This is a genomic window from Blautia sp. AM47-4, assembly GCF_003479865.1.
Classification (GTDB): domain Bacteria; phylum Bacillota; class Clostridia; order Lachnospirales; family Lachnospiraceae; genus Fusicatenibacter; species Fusicatenibacter saccharivorans.
This window is the reverse complement of the sequence record NZ_QUHY01000022.1, coordinates 13,410-30,199: the sequence shown is the minus strand read 5'-3', so window position 1 is coordinate 30,199 and position 16,790 is coordinate 13,410. Positions and strand designations below refer to the sequence as shown.

Annotated in this window: 18 protein-coding genes and 1 pseudogene; 1 reads left to right on the top strand and 18 read right to left on the bottom strand. The window is 50.5% G+C overall.

Annotated features, from left to right (window positions below; translation table 11 throughout):
* Window positions 1-96: 96 nt before the first annotated feature.
* Genes DW965_RS13725 through DW965_RS13710 form a run of 4 tightly spaced genes read right to left on the bottom strand, consistent with a single transcriptional unit; the run spans window position 97 to window position 4,444 of the window.
* Window positions 97-1,110 (bottom strand): NAD(P)H-dependent glycerol-3-phosphate dehydrogenase, encoded by a 1,014-nt coding sequence (locus DW965_RS13725; protein WP_119198481.1) that lies wholly within the window; start codon window positions 1,108-1,110, stop codon window positions 97-99.
* Between the two features lie 3 nt (window positions 1,111-1,113).
* On the bottom strand, window positions 1,114-1,761 hold the full coding sequence (plsY, locus tag DW965_RS13720) for a glycerol-3-phosphate 1-O-acyltransferase PlsY (protein WP_055226461.1): 648 nt from the start codon (window positions 1,759-1,761) through the stop codon (window positions 1,114-1,116).
* Between the two features lie 6 nt (window positions 1,762-1,767).
* Entirely contained in the window at window positions 1,768-3,096 is a 1,329-nt protein-coding gene (gene der / locus DW965_RS13715; RefSeq protein ID WP_119198480.1) for a ribosome biogenesis GTPase Der, read from the bottom strand.
* Window positions 3,050-4,444 carry a DUF512 domain-containing protein gene (locus tag DW965_RS13710; protein WP_119198479.1) on the bottom strand — a complete coding sequence of 465 codons (1,395 nt, stop codon included), beginning with the start codon at window positions 4,442-4,444 and terminating at the stop codon, window positions 3,050-3,052. Before DW965_RS13710 ends, der begins: the two co-directional genes overlap by 47 nt.
* A gap of 223 nt (window positions 4,445-4,667) precedes the next feature.
* Here DW965_RS13710 and DW965_RS13705 point away from each other — a divergent pair, with 223 nt between their 5' ends.
* Window positions 4,668-5,831: a ribose-phosphate pyrophosphokinase gene (locus DW965_RS13705; RefSeq protein ID WP_117509055.1), complete on the top strand. Its 1,164-nt coding sequence runs from the start codon at window positions 4,668-4,670 to the stop codon at window positions 5,829-5,831.
* A gap of 84 nt (window positions 5,832-5,915) precedes the next feature.
* Here DW965_RS13705 and pgeF read toward each other — a convergent pair whose 3' ends face one another.
* From pgeF to rseP, 14 genes and pseudogenes are all read right to left on the bottom strand, one after another.
* Window positions 5,916-6,770, bottom strand: coding sequence for a peptidoglycan editing factor PgeF (pgeF, locus tag DW965_RS13700; protein ID WP_243001823.1), 855 nt, complete (start codon window positions 6,768-6,770; stop codon window positions 5,916-5,918).
* Window positions 6,771-6,783: 13 nt separating this feature from the next.
* Complete coding sequence (locus DW965_RS13695; RefSeq protein WP_022461514.1) at window positions 6,784-7,146, bottom strand: YraN family protein; 363 nt, start codon at window positions 7,144-7,146, stop codon at window positions 6,784-6,786.
* Between the two features lie 35 nt (window positions 7,147-7,181).
* A pseudogene (locus DW965_RS13690) lies at window positions 7,182-7,948 on the bottom strand (ribonuclease HII).
* Window positions 7,949-7,984: 36 nt separating this feature from the next.
* Complete coding sequence (gene ylqF, locus DW965_RS13685) at window positions 7,985-8,827, bottom strand: ribosome biogenesis GTPase YlqF (protein ID WP_117800923.1); 843 nt, start codon at window positions 8,825-8,827, stop codon at window positions 7,985-7,987.
* A gap of 24 nt (window positions 8,828-8,851) precedes the next feature.
* Window positions 8,852-9,412, bottom strand: a complete 561-nt coding sequence (gene lepB / locus DW965_RS13680; protein WP_243001822.1) for a signal peptidase I — start codon at window positions 9,410-9,412, stop codon at window positions 8,852-8,854.
* A gap of 81 nt (window positions 9,413-9,493) precedes the next feature.
* Window positions 9,494-9,841, bottom strand: coding sequence for a 50S ribosomal protein L19 (gene rplS / locus DW965_RS13675; RefSeq protein WP_022461510.1), 348 nt, complete (start codon window positions 9,839-9,841; stop codon window positions 9,494-9,496).
* Window positions 9,842-9,929: 88 nt separating this feature from the next.
* Window positions 9,930-11,054, bottom strand: a complete 1,125-nt coding sequence (trmD, locus tag DW965_RS13670) for a tRNA (guanosine(37)-N1)-methyltransferase TrmD (protein ID WP_117760368.1) — start codon at window positions 11,052-11,054, stop codon at window positions 9,930-9,932.
* Between the two features lie 18 nt (window positions 11,055-11,072).
* The gene (gene rimM, locus DW965_RS13665) at window positions 11,073-11,579 is read right to left on the bottom strand and encodes a ribosome maturation factor RimM (RefSeq protein ID WP_022461508.1); all 507 of its coding nucleotides are present in this window, start codon (window positions 11,577-11,579) and stop codon (window positions 11,073-11,075) included.
* Window positions 11,580-11,755: 176 nt separating this feature from the next.
* Window positions 11,756-11,986, bottom strand: coding sequence for a KH domain-containing protein (locus DW965_RS13660; RefSeq protein WP_022461507.1), 231 nt, complete (start codon window positions 11,984-11,986; stop codon window positions 11,756-11,758).
* Window positions 11,987-12,007: 21 nt separating this feature from the next.
* Window positions 12,008-12,253: a 30S ribosomal protein S16 gene (gene rpsP, locus DW965_RS13655; protein ID WP_022461506.1), complete on the bottom strand. Its 246-nt coding sequence runs from the start codon at window positions 12,251-12,253 to the stop codon at window positions 12,008-12,010.
* A gap of 54 nt (window positions 12,254-12,307) precedes the next feature.
* Complete coding sequence (ffh, locus tag DW965_RS13650) at window positions 12,308-13,657, bottom strand: signal recognition particle protein (protein WP_118600598.1); 1,350 nt, start codon at window positions 13,655-13,657, stop codon at window positions 12,308-12,310.
* A gap of 2 nt (window positions 13,658-13,659) precedes the next feature.
* On the bottom strand, window positions 13,660-14,004 hold the full coding sequence (gene ylxM, locus DW965_RS13645) for a YlxM family DNA-binding protein (protein WP_330377042.1): 345 nt from the start codon (window positions 14,002-14,004) through the stop codon (window positions 13,660-13,662).
* A gap of 160 nt (window positions 14,005-14,164) precedes the next feature.
* A complete protein-coding gene (locus DW965_RS13640) occupies window positions 14,165-15,418 on the bottom strand; it encodes a peptidoglycan-binding protein (RefSeq protein WP_117509058.1) in 1,254 nt (417 codons plus the stop codon).
* A gap of 73 nt (window positions 15,419-15,491) precedes the next feature.
* Window positions 15,492-16,784 carry an RIP metalloprotease RseP gene (gene rseP, locus DW965_RS13635; protein ID WP_022461502.1) on the bottom strand — a complete coding sequence of 431 codons (1,293 nt, stop codon included), beginning with the start codon at window positions 16,782-16,784 and terminating at the stop codon, window positions 15,492-15,494.
* Window positions 16,785-16,790: the final 6 nt, after the last annotated feature.

The window sequence follows — 16,790 nt, the reverse complement described above, 5'->3', positions numbered from 1 at the left end:
CTTTTTCCCGTATTTTTGCTGAAAAATTTCGGTCTGCACAAAAAAAAGAACCTGCCGTCTCTGTATCATTTCACAGAAGTGACAGGTTTCTTATTTTTACCGCTCCCAGAGATCCGGGGCGAGTTCGTCTTTTTTCATACGCTGCATCAGTTCATCCACAGCCTGTTTCGGGTTTTTGTTTTCAAACAGAACCTGATTGACTGCCTGAATGATCGGCGTTTCGATTCCGAATTTTTCTGACAAGGTAAGCCCCGCTTTTGCGGAATAGACACCTTCAACAATCATTTGAACCTCATCCATCGCCTGCTGCATTGTTCTTCCCTGGCCGATCAGATATCCTGCTTTCCTGTTCCGGCTGTGTACGGACGCACACGTTACAATCAGGTCACCGATGCCGGAAAGGCCATAGAAGGTTTCCGCATGGGCACCCATCGCCGTGCCGAGCCGTGCAATTTCCGCGATCCCGCGGGTAATCAGAGCCGCTTTCGTATTGTCGCCGTAGCCAAGACCATCCGCCGTTCCGGCTGCCAGTGCGATGACATTTTTCAGAGCTCCGCCAAGTTCAATTCCCGTGATGTCCGGGCTTGTGTAAACGCGGAAGACCGGGCTCATGAACACATTCTGCACATACAGTGCGCTCTCGCGGTCATGCGCGCCGACAACGATCGTGGTCGGCAGGCCGCGGCCGACCTCCTCTGCATGGCTCGGTCCGGAGAGAACAACGACATTCGTTCCCGGCACTTCCTCCTCGATGATCTGAGACATCGTCATCAGGGTATCGGCTTCCACGCCTTTTGCCACATTGACGATGAGCTGGCCGTCCGGAATATCCGCCGCATACTTTTTACATGTGGTTCGCACGTACGGGGATGCTTTTGCCATCACAAGGATGTCCTGTCCGGAAAGGGAGCCGCGCACATCGCAGGTGAACTTCATTTCATCCGGCAGTTTTACGCCCGGAAGCTTCGTCAGATGCTCTCTGTGTTCCTTTAAGCTCTCAATTTCCTTTTCATTTTCCGAGCAGATCGTCACGTCATGCCCGTTGTTGCAGAGCAGGAGGCCGAGGGCGGTTCCCCAGCTTCCTGCTCCGATGATACTAATCTTTGCCATATTTTATTTCTCCGACTTTTTGGATAAATACGTTTTCCGCTCTGTTCCCGCGATGAGGCGCTTGATGTTTGCACGGTGCTCCCAGAAGGCAAGCACGGCAAGAAGTGCGATCACCACGTACATCTCATAGAGATACGGCGGTTCCAGCGCAAAGCAGCCCGCCTGTCCCATGATAACGGCCATCGCAAAAAAGACAACGTAAACCATCATGGAACCGAGGGAAACATAGTGTGTTACTGCAAGATTCAGGAAAAACAGCGCTGCACAGACCAGCGTGATTCTCCAGTCAAACGAGATAATCAGACCCGCGGTTGCAGCGATTCCTTTTCCGCCGCGGAAGCCTAAGTAAAACGGGAAGTTGTGGCCGAGAATCGTTCCGGCCGCAGCATACACCGTCAGCAGTTTCAGCAGTTCCGGGTGCGATGCACCGAAGATCAGGCGTACCGTCAGGACCGCCAGAATGCATTTGATGCAGTCGCCGGCAAGCGTGATGGCGCCTGCTTTTTTCCCTAAAGTCCGGAGCGCGTTGGTCGTTCCTGCGTTTCCGCTGCCGTGTTCCCGGATATCAATTCCCTTCGTCCTTCCATAAATATATGAGGTCTGAAAAAGGCCAAATGCGTATCCGATCAAAAGGCATATGATCCGTACCATAACTCTTTACTGCTCCTTCTCTTTTCGTTCTCTGATGATGAATTTCAGCGGTGTGCCGCGGAAGCCGAACGACTCTCTGATTTTATTCTCCAGATATCGAACATAGGAGAAATGCATCAGTTCTTTGTCGTTGACGAAAATAACAAATGTCGGCGGTTTGACCGAAACCTGTGTCATGTAGTAGATTTTCAGTCGTTTTCCACGGTCTGACGGCGGCTGCTGCATTGCCATTGCCTTGGTCAGAATCTCGTTCAGGACACCGGTCTGTACGCGCAGGTTCTGGTACTGCAGAACCATGTCGATCGTCTCGAACAGCTTCGGAAGACGCTGTCCTGTCTTCGCAGAGATGAACAAAAGCTCTGCGTACGGCATGTAAGCCAATGTATTTCTTACTTTTTCGGTAAAGCGGTAGATCGTCTTGTCATCTTTTTCCAAGGCATCCCATTTATTTACCGCAATGATCATACCTTTTCCACGCTCATGGGCGATACCGGCAATTTTGGCATCCTGCTCGGTGACGCCCTCGGTTGCATCGATCAGAAGAACAACGACATCTGCGCGCTCTACGGCAGATACGGTACGGATGATGCTGTACCGCTCCAGCTCCTCTTTGATCTTGTTTTTCTTTCGAAGGCCTGCGGTATCGATGAAAATATATTCATTTCCATTGTGCATGATCGTGGTATCGATCGCATCGCGCGTCGTTCCGGCGATGTCGGATACGATGACACGGTTCGAGCCCAGCAGTTTGTTGACCAGAGAGGATTTTCCGACGTTCGGTTTTCCAACAATGGCGATGCGCGGAATCTCGCTCTCCTCCTCGTTTTCCATCTCCGGATCAAAATATCCTGTCACCTCATCGAGCATATCGCCGATGCCGAGCTTTCCGGATGCGGAAATGGCGTGCGGCTCTCCGATGCCGAGGTTATAGAATTCATAAACATCCATCATCTGACGGTCGAAGTTGTCGACTTTGTTGACCACCAGCACAACCGGCTTGCGGCTTCTTCTGAGCATATCAGCTACTTTTGCATCGGCATCTACAAGGCCCTGACGGACGTCAGTGATGAAGATGATGACATTTGCGGTATCAATGGCGATCTGCGCCTGGTCTCTCATCTGGGAGAGAATGATATCTTTGGATTCCGGCTCAATACCGCCGGTGTCTACCAGCGTAAATTTGTGGTTCAGCCACTCCACGTCGGCATAAATACGGTCACGGGTTACACCCGGTGTGTCTTTTACAATCGAAATATTGTCTCCGGCTAATACATTAAACAGGGTGGATTTACCCACGTTCGGCCGGCCCACAATTGCTACAATCGGCTTGCTCATACATTGTTCTCCTTCTGTGTATCGTCTCCTGGTTTTCCTCCACAACTGCTTTCACCAGGTCGCTGCCCGGCTCATCGATAATCTGTACCGGTGTTTTCAGGCGCTCTTCCACCTCTTCCACCGTCACATCGTCGAGAAAGACGTTTTTTCCCGAACGGAGCATGTTGCACGGAAGCAGCAGGCAGTCGCCAAGATCTCTTCCCTCTAACTGCTCCATCAGATCCTTTCCGGTAATCAGACCGGATACGGTAATGGATTCTCCAAAGAAATAGTTGATAATCGTGATAACCTCCGCCTGTACATTCGGATATTTTTCACGAATTTTCTGCATGTGTTTTTCCAACGACGGCGCCGCAGCTTTTCCGGTCGCAATCGTTACATGACGGTGACGGTCGTCCCCTTCTCGTTTCGAAAGTTCTTCCGCAACCTCGTCCTCCAGAAGCCGGAGCATTCCCACTCCGTTTTCCAGCTGGATATAGCCATCGTAATTTTCCTCCTCCGGAATCGGCTCTCCCGCCAGCAGATACCATTCATCACCAGCATGGATAAAGTGAAGTCCCCACTGTTCATACAGCTTTTTCTGCCATTTGTGAATCGTGGCAAGAACTTCTTTTGCATCCTCCCTGGTAAACGGTTCCAGAGGCGCCAGTCCGTCGCGGTACTTCGAAAGTCCGACCGGGACAACCGAAACACTTTTCAGATGCGGCAGATATTTTGACAGATCCGAAATACTGCGCTCCAGCTCTGCGCCGTCGTTGTATCCCTTGCAGAGCACAATCTGTCCATTCATCTCGATTCCCGCCTCGTAAAGGCGCTGGACCTTCGGAAAGATATTGCCCGCAAAACGGTTGTGCAGCATTTTGCAGCGGAGCTCCGGGTTCGTTGTCTGGAACGAAATATTGATCGGTGCCAGATGGTAGCGGATAATCCGGTCGATATCGTGGTCGCTCATGTTGGTCAGTGTAATATAGTTTCCCTGCAGGAAGGACAGACGCGAATCGTCATCCTTAAAATACAAGGTGGGACGCATTCCCGGCGGCATCTGATCGATGAAGCAGAAAATGCAGTTGTTGCTGCAGGAACGGTACTGATCCATGAACTCGTTCTCGAATGTGATGCCGATTTCCTCGTCATACTCTTTTTCGATTTCCAGGTCCCATTCCTCGCCGTCCTTTTTCCGGATCGTGAGTTCCAGATACGTGTCGTTGGTCTGGAAGTGGTAATCGAAGACGTCCTCGATGATTTCCCCGTTCACGCGGAGCAGTTCATCGCCCGGTTCGAGTTCCAGTTCTTCGGCAATACTGCCCGGTTCTATTGTCTTGATAATGTGTTTCGTCTTGTTTTTCACAGATCTTACGTTTTGGCCTTTCCATTTACTTCTTTATAACTTCTCTTTGCCCAGTAAAAAGCGTGCTTTTTTTGCATACCTTCCGGACATTCATCCATTATAATAACAACAACCTGCACAAAAAGCAAGGATTCTTTCGTTTTTTGCTTGACGCACCCTTTCCCAAGATGATATAAATAGGAAGTAAATGGTTTGTAAAAAATGTCGATTACTGGAGGTTTGTATGGCTAATTTAGATTTACTTGAAAATTCCATTCCGGTTGCTCCGTTAAAGCTCGCAGCTCTGCCGGGCAGTATGGAAATGGCAAAAAAAGTTGATGCGTATCTGGTTCAGTTCCGTAAAGAGCTCGCCGAGCGCCGCAACGGGGTTTCCTTTTCCGGATATTCCGAGGATTCTTTTCTGATTGACTGCGAGTGCCCGCGTTTCGGTTCCGGCGAAGCAAAAGGAAAGATCAACGAATCCGTCCGCGGTGCCGATCTTTACATCCTGGTTGATGTCTGCAACTACAGCATCACTTACAAGGTCTGCGGCTACGAGAACCACATGTCACCGGATGACCATTATCAGGATCTGAAACGTATCATCGCTGCTGCAACAGGAAAAGCACACCGGATCAACGTAATCATGCCTTTCATTTATGAAGGAAGACAGCATAAGCGCACCAAACGTGAGTCTCTCGACTGCGCACTTGCTCTGCAGGAGCTGATGAACATGGGTGTTTCCAACTTTATCACCTTCGACGCACACGATCCTCGTGTCATGAACGCAATTCCGCTCGGCGGCTTTGACAACTTCATGCCAACCTACCAGTTTTTAAAAGCCCTTCTTCGTTCCGTTCCGGATCTGACGATCGACAACGATCATCTGATGATCATCAGCCCGGACGAGGGAGCGATGGCGCGTGCCGTATACTTCTCCAACGTGCTCGGCGTCGATATGGGTATGTTCTATAAGAGAAGAGATTACTCCACCATCGTAAACGGAAAGAACCCGATCGTGGCACATGAGTTTCTCGGCGATTCCGTAGCAGGAAAAGATGTTGTCATCATCGACGATATGATCTCCTCCGGTGAGAGTATGCTCGACGTTGCAAAACAGGTCAAAGAGCGCGGCGCTGACCACGTCTTTGTCTGCACCACCTTCGGCCTCTTCACCGATGGTCTGGAGAAATTCGATGCTTACTATGAGAAAGGCTATATCAGCAAAGTCATCACCACCGACCTGACCTACCGTACACCGGAACTCGTTTCCCGTCCTTGGTATGAGCCGGCTGAGATGAGCAAATATATGGCAAGCATCATCGATACGCTTAACCACGACGTATCCGTTGCAAAAGTACAGTCTACGACAGAGAAAATCAATAAGCTGCTGGCAAAACACAGATAATCGATTTTGTGTCCGCCGGATGCATACAGCAAAAAACGGATCTGTTTTTTCCAGGTCCGTTTTTTGCTGCTTTCTATTCTGTTTTCAGACCAGGGAAAGGAATGCCGCGAGGTTTCCTCTTTTTCCCTTCGATGCACGGTGGGAATACAGGAAATCCGGGTTGCAGCAGGTGCAGAGGTTCGGCAGATGAATCTGCTTCTCCGGCACTCCTGCCGCAAGAAGGATCTGATGATTCGCCTCCCAGAGATTTAACTGGTATTTTCCATCTGGTTTTCCGTAGAACAGTTTCTCATGCAGTGTTTCCGGGAATGCTGCCCGGAACTCTTCGATCACGTCACCGCTCACCTCGTAGCAGTCCTGGCAGATCGACGGGCCGACGGCTGCGATCACATCTTTTGCTTCTGTTCCAAACCGTTCGTGCATCGCATCGAGCGTTGCCTGTCCCATCTTGTGGACCGTTCCACGCCAGCCGGAATGTGAAAGTCCAATTGCACGGTGCACCGGGTCGACAAAGTAGAGCGGCACGCAGTCCGCATAGAATGTCGCAAGTACGACGCCCGGCTCATCAGTGATCATACCGTCAATATCATGAAAATCGCGGTCTCTTGTCACGCCGCTGCCGCAGTCTGCTTTCGTCACATAACGGACCTTCGTCGTGTGTGCCTGATCGGAGGTAACAATGTTTTCCACTTCAAACCCCGCCGCCTCACAGAATCTTCTGTAATTCTCCCGCACATTCGCCGGATCGTCGCCGCGCGAAAAGCTGAGATTCATGCTGGAAAGATGTTTCTTACTCACCCCGCCGATCCGTGTAGAAAATGCATGGCGGATGCCCTCAATTTTCTCAATCGCCGGCCAGGTCAGATAGACCACGCCGTTTTCCGCCTCGTTGACATGCATCGTTTTTTTATCGTTTTGTTTCCATTGAATTGGTATCATAAAAACTCCCTTCCTACCAGCCGCTCCCCTGATAATAAAACGCGTTCGCATAGACGCGGATCTCCTCCGGTGTCTCTGCCACGACGTCGAAGCGGCAGGGCACATCCATCGGGATCTGGTGGAGCATGCGGTAGTAATCTGCTGTTTTTGAAATTTTCTTCTGTTTCTTTCCATCCACGGCGCTTGTCGGGTCTCCGGCTGTCCGGCCGGTGCGGTATTTTACTTCGATAAAAATGTATGTGTCGTCCTGTTTTGCGATCAGGTCGATCTCACCGAAGCGGCACCGGAAATTCCGCACCAAGATATGATATCCCAGGCTTTCCAGATATTCTGCCGCACGGCTCTCCTGTCTCGTTCCTACTTCCCGCTGGTTCAAATGCGATACCCTCTCCTTTTTTTGATGCGGCGCCTTTACACGAAATGGCCGATAAACGACTGCCGGTGGATCGGTGACGGGCCGATTTCTTTTAAAGCAGCGATATGCTCTGCCGAACCGTAGCCCTTGTTCGATGCAAAACCGTAGCCCGGAAGCACCTTGTCGTACTCTTCCATCAGGCGGTCCCTTGTCACCTTCGCAATAATACTTGCCGCCGCAATCGAAACACTCTTGGCATCTCCCTTGATGATCGGCACCTGGCGGATGTCCACCTGCGGGATTTTCACCGCATCGTTTAAGAGCACATCCGGCTTCACGGAAAGCTTGCTGATCGCCTCCCGCATCGCCTCGTACGTTGCCTGTAAAATATTGATCTCGTCGATCCGCGCCGGAGAGGCATAGCCGATGCCGACGGCCACTGCCTCACGCATGATCACATCGTACAGCTCGTCGCGTTTTTTGGCCGTCAGCTGCTTGGAATCGTTCAGATACAGGATTTTACTGTCGCGCGGCAGAATGACCGCACCTGCGACCACAGGGCCCGCCAGAGGGCCTCTTCCGACCTCGTCGATGCCGCAGATCCAGCCAAGATCCTCATATTTGTGCTCGTAGATCTTCATCTGTTCCGTGCGCTCGCGCTCTTTTTTCAAGGCCTCTTCCTGTTTCTGGTATTTTTGAATCAGATTTTGTACGCCGGCACGGGAATCCTCTTCGTATTCCAGATAAAGGGCGGGCAGCTCCGTCTCCGAGCTGCCGCAAAAATTTCCCGTATGGCGGATATTGATTGTTTTTTCTCTGTCATCGTTGTTCTCCGCATTTTTTATTTTGATAAATCCATTTATTCCGGTTTTTCCAGCGTGATTCTGCCGAGCTTTCCGCTCCGGAAATCATCCATCAGAAGCCGTGCTGCTTTTTCGTAATCGAGCTCATTTCCCTTTTTCAGGCAGCCGCGCACACGCGCAATCTCACCCAGGATTTCCACACGATCCGTCACACCTTCAAAGCCAAAGCGTTTCTCCAGCGTTCCCGGATACTCTGCCGTCAGATAATCGATGACGGACAGCGCCAGCTCCTCTACGTTCAGGATCTCATCGTTGATGGAACCGATCATCGCAAGATGCAGTCCCACCTGCTGGTCCTCAAACTTCGGCCACAGGATACCAGGTGTGTCCAGAAGCTCCAGCTGTTTGCTCAGACGGATCCATTGTTTTCCCTTCGTGACGCCCGGTTTGTTTCCGGTTTTCGCACAGGCTCTGCCCGCATACGCATTGATAAATGTCGATTTTCCGACGTTCGGAATACCGACAACCATCGCGCGGACCGGACGGTTCAGGATGCCGCGTTTGCGGTCGCGCTCGATTTTCTCTTTGCAGGCCTCCTGTACGGCGCTGTTGATCGCTTTCATGCCGGCTCCGGAACGGGAATTGACCTTCACAACAGAATATCCCTTTCCCTTGAAATATTCCATCCAGGCATCGTTTCCGCGCTCATCGGCAAGGTCCGATTTGTTCAGCAGAATCAGCCGTGCTTTGTTCTTTCCAAGTTCATCTATATCCGGGTTGCGGCTCGCTGCAGGAACTCTCGCATCGACCAGCTCAATCATCAGGTCGATGAGCCTTAAGTCTTCCTGCATCTGTCTGCGGGCCTTCGTCATATGACCCGGGTACCACTGATAATTCATGTTTCTTCTCCTTCTATGCTGCGTTTACACGAAACCGATTTTCTTCCACGGCGAAATCGTAAACCAGAGCTTTCCGACAATGCGGTCCGAATCCACGAGTCCCATGCCGTTGTGGCGGCTGTCCTCGCTGTTGTTCCGGTTGTCGCCGAGTACAAAGTACTGTCCCTTCCCGACCGTGATCGGCTCGGAGGCAAGTCCCGCGTTTGTGATGGCCGGAAATTCATCTTTTTCATTATAGACTTCCCCGTTGATGAGGATCTGTCCGTCCCTGATCTGTACCGTCTCGCCCGGCAGCGCAATCACACGCTTGATGTGGATGCTCGCCTTCTTGTCCTCACTCGTCCGGAACGCGATGATATCCCCGCGTTTCGGAGAACTTAAGCGGTACCAGGCGGAGTCCATCAGCACACGCTCCCCCGGCACGAGAGTCGGCTCCATCGAACCCTCCTGCACCACGACACTTCTGCAGAAAAACCAGGAAAATGCCGCGGCAAGAAGAATCGCCGCAATAATTTCCAGAATCCATACAAACGTGGAACGGATCTTTTTCTTGTAGAAATATTCCTTTACATATCTGGTATTCATACCCATAGTGTAATTCTCCGTAAGACAAAACCGGAGAAACACAATTGCTTATGTTCCTCCGGCCATCCTTTTAACGACTTATTATTTTACCAGCTCTTTCACTTTCGCTGCTTTACCAACACGGTCTCTTAAGTAGTTCAGTTTCGCACGTCTTACTTTACCACGTCTGATAACTTCTACTTTCTCAACATTCGGAGAGTGTACCGGCCATGTTTTCTCAACGCCTACGCCATTAGAGCTCTTACGAACAGTGAAGGTCTCTTTGCTTCCGCCGCCCTGTCTTTTCAGGACAACGCCTTCGAATACCTGGATACGCTCGCGGTTACCCTCTTTGATTTTACCGTAAACTTTAACGGTATCACCAACGCGGAACTCCGGTGCTTCTGCTTTTAACTGTGCATCTTCGATTTTCTTAATAATGTCGTTCATTTCTTTATCTCCTTTTTTTACCCTGGATGTTCTTAATGCCTTTTTGCAACAGCGGACCATCTCTTTACTCACAACAAAATACATTATACTATAATGCATCCGCAGATGCAAGTATTTTTTTCACTTTCCATTCGCCGCTGTACAGCAGACTGCGAAGCGCGAAAGAAAACCGCTGCAGGCCGTCCGCGGACGGTATGCCGGTAAGCCGTGCGACCAGACGGAAACCGTTTTTTTCCAGCTGCTCTTCGAGTTTTTCTTCCTCTTCCGAGAATCCGTCCGGGCACAAAAACACCAGCGGTGTTTCTTTTCCGGCAAAGCTGCGGATATACTCGCTCTTTGCTTTCATACCCTCCTCAAGCGTTCCTGGAAGCTGCAGAATCAGCAGATCATGGTCATCAAACAGATTTTTCTGTTTCCGGATCTTCTTTCGTCCGAGATCAAGGCTTACACCATAGCGTGTCATGCCTGCCAAAAGATCGTGCGCCCAGGCAGACGATTCCTCTTTTTCATTGCATGCGCAGGAAATCTGGAATGCATTTTCCAGAAGGTCCGGCCGCCGCTCGGCTGTCCGCACCAGAGAGGCCTCATGGCGCCATGCTTCGATCTTTTTGTGGTCACCGGAAAGCAACACTTCCGGAACTTTTTTCTCGTGCCATGTCTCCGGTCTTGTGTAATGCGGATACTCAAGCAAGTTGTCCTGCAGTGACTCAAACTGCGAAGATTCCTCGTTGCTTAAGACACCCGGCACAAACCGCGATACCGCATCCACCAGCACCATTGCACCGAGTTCTCCGCCTGTTAAAACATAATCCCCGATCGAGATATAGTCCGTTACCACTTCCTGCAGTACGCGGTCATCGATGCCCTCATAGTGGCCACAGAGCAGCACAAGATCGTCCTCAAGCGCCAGCTCTTCCACCATCGTCTGGTTCAGTACTTTTCCCTGCGGTGTCAGATAGACCGTGCGCGGCTTTTTCCCGATCTTTTCGGCTACCGACTGGTAGGCGCGGAACACCGGCTCCGCCTCCATGACCATGCCCGCACCGCCGCCGTACGGGTAATCGTCCACGCGGTTGAATTTATTTGCTGAAAAATCCCGGATATTCGTCGTCTCGAGGGAAATATAGCCGTTGTTGATGGCTCTTCCGAGGATGCTGGTGTGCAGCCCCTGCTCGATCATCTCCGGAAACAGCGTCAGAATATGATATTTCATCGTTCTTTACTCTCTTTATCAGTCAATCAGGCCCGGAAGAAGGTGAATCGTCATCTTCTGTTCATCCAGGTCCACATCCAGAATGCAGTCATGGATCGCCGGAATCAGAACCTCTCCGTGCTCTTTCGAATCTACAATATAGACGTCGTTCGCACCGGTCTCCATCACATCGCGGAGCGTGCCGAACAGTTCGCCGTCCTCGGTGTACATCTGCATTCCCTGCAGGTCTGCGATATAGTATTCGTCCTCTTCCAGCGGAATGGCATCCTCTCTCGTCACATAGAGGCTGCAGCCTTTATACCGTTCGATATCGTTGATGTTGTCAATTCCTTTGAATTTTACAATGGCAAGCTGTTTGAAAAAACGCACGCCAGTTACATGGAGTTCTTTTTTTTCTTTTCCTGTATCGAGAAAAACGCGGTCCAGAGAAAGAAAACGCTCCGGATCTGTCGTCGGGTATACCTTTACCTCACCGCGTACGCCGTGGGTTGTGGTAATTACGCCAATCTGCAAATATTCTTCCATTCAAAAACCCTTTCCAACCAGTTCTACTGTGTATTGCGACTTGAGAAACACGCTTTGCGAGTTTCTCAAGTTATCGCGGCAGTCGCCAAGGTCCCGTGCAAGCACGGACTTTGTCTCGTTGCCCGCGTAAAGAAAGGAACCGGCAACAACTGTCGGTTCCTTTTCCTATCTTTTACTTACTGTAAAATTTCTACGACAACTTTTCTGTCGCTCTTTGAGGAAGCTGCTTTTACAACCGTACGGATTGCTTTCGCAATGCGTCCCTGACGTCCGATGACTTTTCCCATATCTGACGGATCTACTTTGAGTTCCAGCAGAAGGTCATCACCGCTGACGGTTTCTGTCACAACTACCTCAGATGGATGATCAACCAGAGATTTTGCAATTACTTCGATAAGTTCTTTCATTACAAGATACCCCCGTATGAATTATTTCTCGATACCAGCCTGTTTTAAGAGTTTGGCAACGATTTCGGTCGGCTGTGCGCCGTTAGCCAGCCATTTTTTAGCAGCCTCCTCGTTGAAGCTGATTGCGCTCGGCTCGCGGTTCGGATCGTAAGTTCCGATCTCCTCGATGAAACGTCCGTCTCTTGGGGATCTGGAATCTGCTACAACGATTCTATAAAAAGGAGCTTTCTTCTGTCCCATTCTTCTTAATCTCATTTTTACTGCCATTTTTCTTTACCTCCATTGTAAATTCATGTATTTATTTATATTTTTTCTTTTATGCTAAAAGGGAAGTTTGAATCCTCCTCTTTTACCACCCTTACCGACCATTCCGGTCATCTGTTTCATCATTTTTCTTGACTGTTCAAACTGTTTGATGAAACGGTTTACCTCCGCGATGTCAACACCGGCGCCTTTTGCAATTCTCTGCTTTCTCGACGGATTGATGAGATCCGGGTTTTCTCTTTCCTTTGGCGTCATAGAAAGTACAATAGCTTCCTTTCTTGCCATGTCTTTTTCATCCACCATGCTCTCAAGATCCTGGCCCTTCATTTTCGCGCCGACGCCCGGAAGCATATTCAGGATGCTGGAGATGCCGCCCATATTGCGCATCTGCTCCATGGAATCCAGATAATCGTTGAAGTCGAACTGCGCCTTCTTCATCTTCTGTTCCATGGCTTTTGCTTTTTCTTCGTCGATGTTTGCCTGCGCTTTTTCAATCAGGCTCATCACATCGCCCATGCCGAGGATACGGGACGCCATACGGTCCGGATAAAACTGCTCCAGATCCGAAAGCTTTTCGCCCATGCCGACATAGAGAATTGGTTTGCCGGAAACTGCACGGATTGAAAGTGCCGCACCGCCTCTGGTGTCACCATCTAATTTTGTAAGTACTACACCGTCGATGCCGACTTTATTGCTGAACATCTCGGCCACATTGACTGCGTCCTGTCCGGTCATAGCATCTACTACCAAAAGGGCCTGATCCACAGGAACAGCCGCTTTGATATCCTGTAATTCCTGCATCATCTCTTCGTCGATGTGCAGACGGCCTGCCGTATCCAGAATCAATACGTTAAAGCCGTTTGTCTTTGCATGCACCAGCGCTGCCTTTGCGATATCCACCGGACGGTTTTTATCTCCCATAGCGAACACTTCCACACCCTGCTTTTCTCCGTTGACCTGCAGCTGTTTGATCGCTGCCGGGCGATAGACGTCACAGGCGGCAAGGAGAGGTTTTCTTCCCTTGGCTTTTAACTTTCCTGCAATTTTTGCGGTTGTGGTTGTTTTACCGGCTCCCTGAAGACCTGCCATCATAATAATGGTAACTTCACTCGCCGGGCGCAGTGCGATTTCCGTTGTCTCGGAACCCATCAGCTTGACCAGCTCGTCATTTACGATTTTAATGACCATCTGACCCGGATTCAGTCCGTTCATGACGTCCTGTCCGACTGCCTGCTCCTGTACGGATTTGATAAACTGTTTTACTACTTTGAAGCTGACATCCGCCTCGAGAAGTGCCATTTTTACTTCCTTCAGCGCAGTCTTTACATCCGCCTCGGTCAGGCGGCCCTTGCTTCTGAGATTTTTGAAAACATTCTGGAGTTTCTCGGTTAAACTTTCAAATGCCATGCTCAAAGCTCCTCTAATATATCCGATGCAATTGCTGCAATCCGCTGCATCACATCTTCTTTCGGGGTATCACCGGATGGGTCTGTCAGCTTTCGGATCTCGTTTACATTCTCCCGGATCTGCACAAAGCGTTGTACCAGATGAAGCTTTTCTTCATACTCTTCCAGTGTCTTGTTGCAGCGTCTGACCAGATCGTGAACTCCCTGGCGGGAAATGCCCCGCGCTGCCGCAACCTCGCTCAGGGAAAAATCGTTGAGCACCACGTCCTCATATACCTGACGCTGATGTTCAGTCAGAAGTTCGCCGTAAAAATCATACAGTAATGTCTGTTCCAATATTTTTTCCATTGCGATCACCTTGGTTATCATACACGAAAAGGCGCAGGGTGTCAAGTATTTTTTCTTGACAGTTTTAAAATTTTTCTGATCCGTTTCAAAAGCCGCAGAAAGGGCGCATTTTCCGCGTTTTTTCGCAGAAAACACGCCCCTTATAAAGACTTTTGTATACCTACTGCAGCTCCGCAATCCTCGTCACAGCCACATAAATCGACTGAATTTTGTACCATGTCGGATAATCCACAATGCCGGAAACCGGCAGGCCGAACAGCCGCTGGAACGCTTCGACGGCGTCCTGCGTCTCTTCATCGAAATAGCCATTTTCATAGACCGTCGGAATCGATGAATACACCTCCGCAATCACGTTCAGCTGCTCCTGCATCTGCAGTACCTTGTTCCCGGACGAGCCGATGGTGAGGTCATACCCCGGCCAGGAGGACGGGATGCCGGAAATCTCCTCCGCCGTGTTGATATACATATTGTCTCCATAATAATTGCGGAGAATCTGAATCGTTGAATACCCTTGGTCCGCCAGGTTTTTGGACCCCCACTGGCTCATCCAGTTCGGGCAGCTCACACGGTTTCCGTCACAGTACTGCGTCAGAATCGGCTGTTTCACATTCGGGCGCGACAGGTAATCAGCAAAAATCTCATCGACCACAAGGGAAATGCTGTCGAAAATATTCCTGCCGTAAATCCATTTGTGATCGTAGGCCGTCGACGAAGTGATCGTAAAATCGTATCCCTTGTTGCGGTACCATTCTGTATAGACACGGTTCAGCGTAAATGACATGATTGCGAGGATATTCGCCCGGATCGCCGCATCCGGCCATGTTGCATAGATTTCCGAGCACGCCACGTTTTTGATGTAGTCGCGGTACCGCACATAATAGTCGCGTGCCGTGCTGTCGGTCGGCGCTCCGTCGTGGACGATGATATACTCCGGGATCACGACACGGGACAGCACAATCTCACCGCTCTCCCTCGTCGGCTTGATCTCACTTTCCGGAATTTTCGCCGGATATTCGCCGAACAACGTATGGTCCGGGATCGTCACATCCGCAAACGCTGCGCCCTCTGCCAGTTTGAGGTCCACCTGCTGGACGGACTGTTCTCCTGAAAGAAGCTCGGAGCCCGTCACTTCAACCAGTTCATACCCTTCCGCCTCCACTTTCACCGTATATTCGGAATACGGCTGATTCACATTCGGTTCCAGACTGTACTCGAGCGGCGGCGTCGCCAGATCCAGCGTCTCCGTTCTGCCGTCCCCGTCGGTAATCAGCTCCTCGATCACATTCTGCGGATCTCCCGTATACGAAACCGTCACCCGCGCCCCGGAAACAGGCCGCGCCTGGATTCTTGTATTTACCCGGATTTCCAGCCGCCCGCGGTCAGTCATTTCCTGCTGCATACGCAAATTTTTCATAAAAAAGCCCCATATCCTGCACTCCTTTTATGGTATGCAGAATATGAGGCTTTGTTGCTTTTCATTTTTCGATTTACAGGATCCGCTGGACGTCGTGGATCATGACGTAGACCATCAACGCCATCAGAAGCACCAGGCCCGCGAAGTGAACCATACCCTCCAGGTCTCGCCGGATTGGTTTTCTGCGGATGGCTTCTATGATCAGAAAGACAAGCCGTCCGCCGTCGAGTGCCGGGAGCGGCAGCAGGTTCATGACGCCAAGGTTTGATGACAGCAGAATCACCATGTTCAGCATCGTCATCACCGTAACCAGAACGCCCTGCGATTTTACATCATCATAGGCGGTTCCGATCGCATCCACCACGCCGACCGGGCCGGAAAGATCGTTCACAGAATACTGTCCGGTGATCAGCATACTGACGCTGTCAATGACGGTGCGCACCCAGTATTTGATCTCCAGCACGCTGTATTTCAGCACGCCGATCGGGGACTGTTTCTCCCGGAGCTGATACGAAAACTGTACATTCGCATACGTATTTTCAACCGGTGTCACCGTAATCTCTTTCGTCTTTCCGCTGTGCTCATACTCCAGCGTCACAGCGCTTCCATCGAAAGGATGCTCTGTCTGGTAAGCAGTAAAATCTGCCACACAGGTGATCGGCGCTCCGTTGATCGATACGAGCAGGTCGCCCGCGACAACACCCGCAGCGGCAAGCGGCATATTCTGCTGCACATACGTGAATTCCATGCCGCGGTCACAGTCATCGTAGTTAAAGCCCATCATATACCGCGTTGTCACCGTCGGTTCATATGTGATCGTTTTCTTTTCCCCGTCGGCCTTTTTAACCTCCAGCGTAATCTCATCCGTCGGCACACCCCGTACCGTCATCACAGAGTTCAGCTCTTTTCCGATGGAAATATGTCTTCCTTCATAGGAAGTGATGATATCTCCCGCTTCCAGGCCTGCCTCTGCCTCCGGCGAACCGTCTGCCACTTCTGTGACGCGCGCCGGGGAACTTCCCGCGTAACTGATCACAAAGATTGCGCAGAAAAATGCCAGAATCATGTTGAACACCGGTCCCGCCGCAACGACGGAAATTCTTGCCCACACGGATTTGCTGTTAAAGGTTCCTTCCCCCTCCTCTTCACCGTCCTCGCCGAGCATCTGGCACGCACCGCCGAAAGGCAGAAGTTTTAAGGAATAGACCGTTCCTCCTTTTTCTGTCTTTACCACCGTCGGGCCAAAGCCGATCGAAAATTCCGTCACGGTAATACCATTCGCTTTCGCCAAAAGAAAATGCCCCAGCTCATGGATAATGACGGTGATTCCGAAAATGAGTACGGCTATCAGGATTTTTACAATCATGCTGTC

What these genes read in the sequence shown, in the direction of transcription:
- rseP (WP_022461502.1), bottom strand. Translation starts at nt 16,784, where the DNA reads ATGATTGTAAAAATCCTGATAGCCGTACTCATTTTCGGAATCACCGTC.
- trmD (WP_117760368.1), bottom strand. Translation starts at nt 11,054, where the DNA reads ATGAAATATCATATTCTGACGCTGTTTCCGGAGATGATCGAGCAGGGG.
- ylxM (WP_330377042.1), bottom strand. Translation starts at nt 14,004, where the DNA reads ATGGAAAAAATATTGGAACAGACATTACTGTATGATTTTTACGGCGAA.
- rplS (WP_022461510.1), bottom strand. Translation starts at nt 9,841, where the DNA reads ATGAACGACATTATTAAGAAAATCGAAGATGCACAGTTAAAAGCAGAA.
- DW965_RS13660 (WP_022461507.1), bottom strand. Translation starts at nt 11,986, where the DNA reads ATGAAAGAACTTATCGAAGTAATTGCAAAATCTCTGGTTGATCATCCA.
- DW965_RS13640 (WP_117509058.1), bottom strand. Translation starts at nt 15,418, where the DNA reads ATGAAAAATTTGCGTATGCAGCAGGAAATGACTGACCGCGGGCGGCTG.
- rimM (WP_022461508.1), bottom strand. Translation starts at nt 11,579, where the DNA reads ATGGAAGAATATTTGCAGATTGGCGTAATTACCACAACCCACGGCGTA.
- DW965_RS13705 (WP_117509055.1), top strand. Translation starts at nt 4,668, where the DNA reads ATGGCTAATTTAGATTTACTTGAAAATTCCATTCCGGTTGCTCCGTTA.
- der (WP_119198480.1), bottom strand. Translation starts at nt 3,096, where the DNA reads ATGAGCAAGCCGATTGTAGCAATTGTGGGCCGGCCGAACGTGGGTAAA.
- pgeF (WP_243001823.1), bottom strand. Translation starts at nt 6,770, where the DNA reads ATGATACCAATTCAATGGAAACAAAACGATAAAAAAACGATGCATGTC.
- plsY (WP_055226461.1), bottom strand. Translation starts at nt 1,761, where the DNA reads ATGGTACGGATCATATGCCTTTTGATCGGATACGCATTTGGCCTTTTT.
- DW965_RS13725 (WP_119198481.1), bottom strand. Translation starts at nt 1,110, where the DNA reads ATGGCAAAGATTAGTATCATCGGAGCAGGAAGCTGGGGAACCGCCCTC.
- ylqF (WP_117800923.1), bottom strand. Translation starts at nt 8,827, where the DNA reads ATGAATTATCAGTGGTACCCGGGTCATATGACGAAGGCCCGCAGACAG.
- ffh (WP_118600598.1), bottom strand. Translation starts at nt 13,657, where the DNA reads ATGGCATTTGAAAGTTTAACCGAGAAACTCCAGAATGTTTTCAAAAAT.
- lepB (WP_243001822.1), bottom strand. Translation starts at nt 9,412, where the DNA reads ATGAATACCAGATATGTAAAGGAATATTTCTACAAGAAAAAGATCCGT.
- rpsP (WP_022461506.1), bottom strand. Translation starts at nt 12,253, where the DNA reads ATGGCAGTAAAAATGAGATTAAGAAGAATGGGACAGAAGAAAGCTCCT.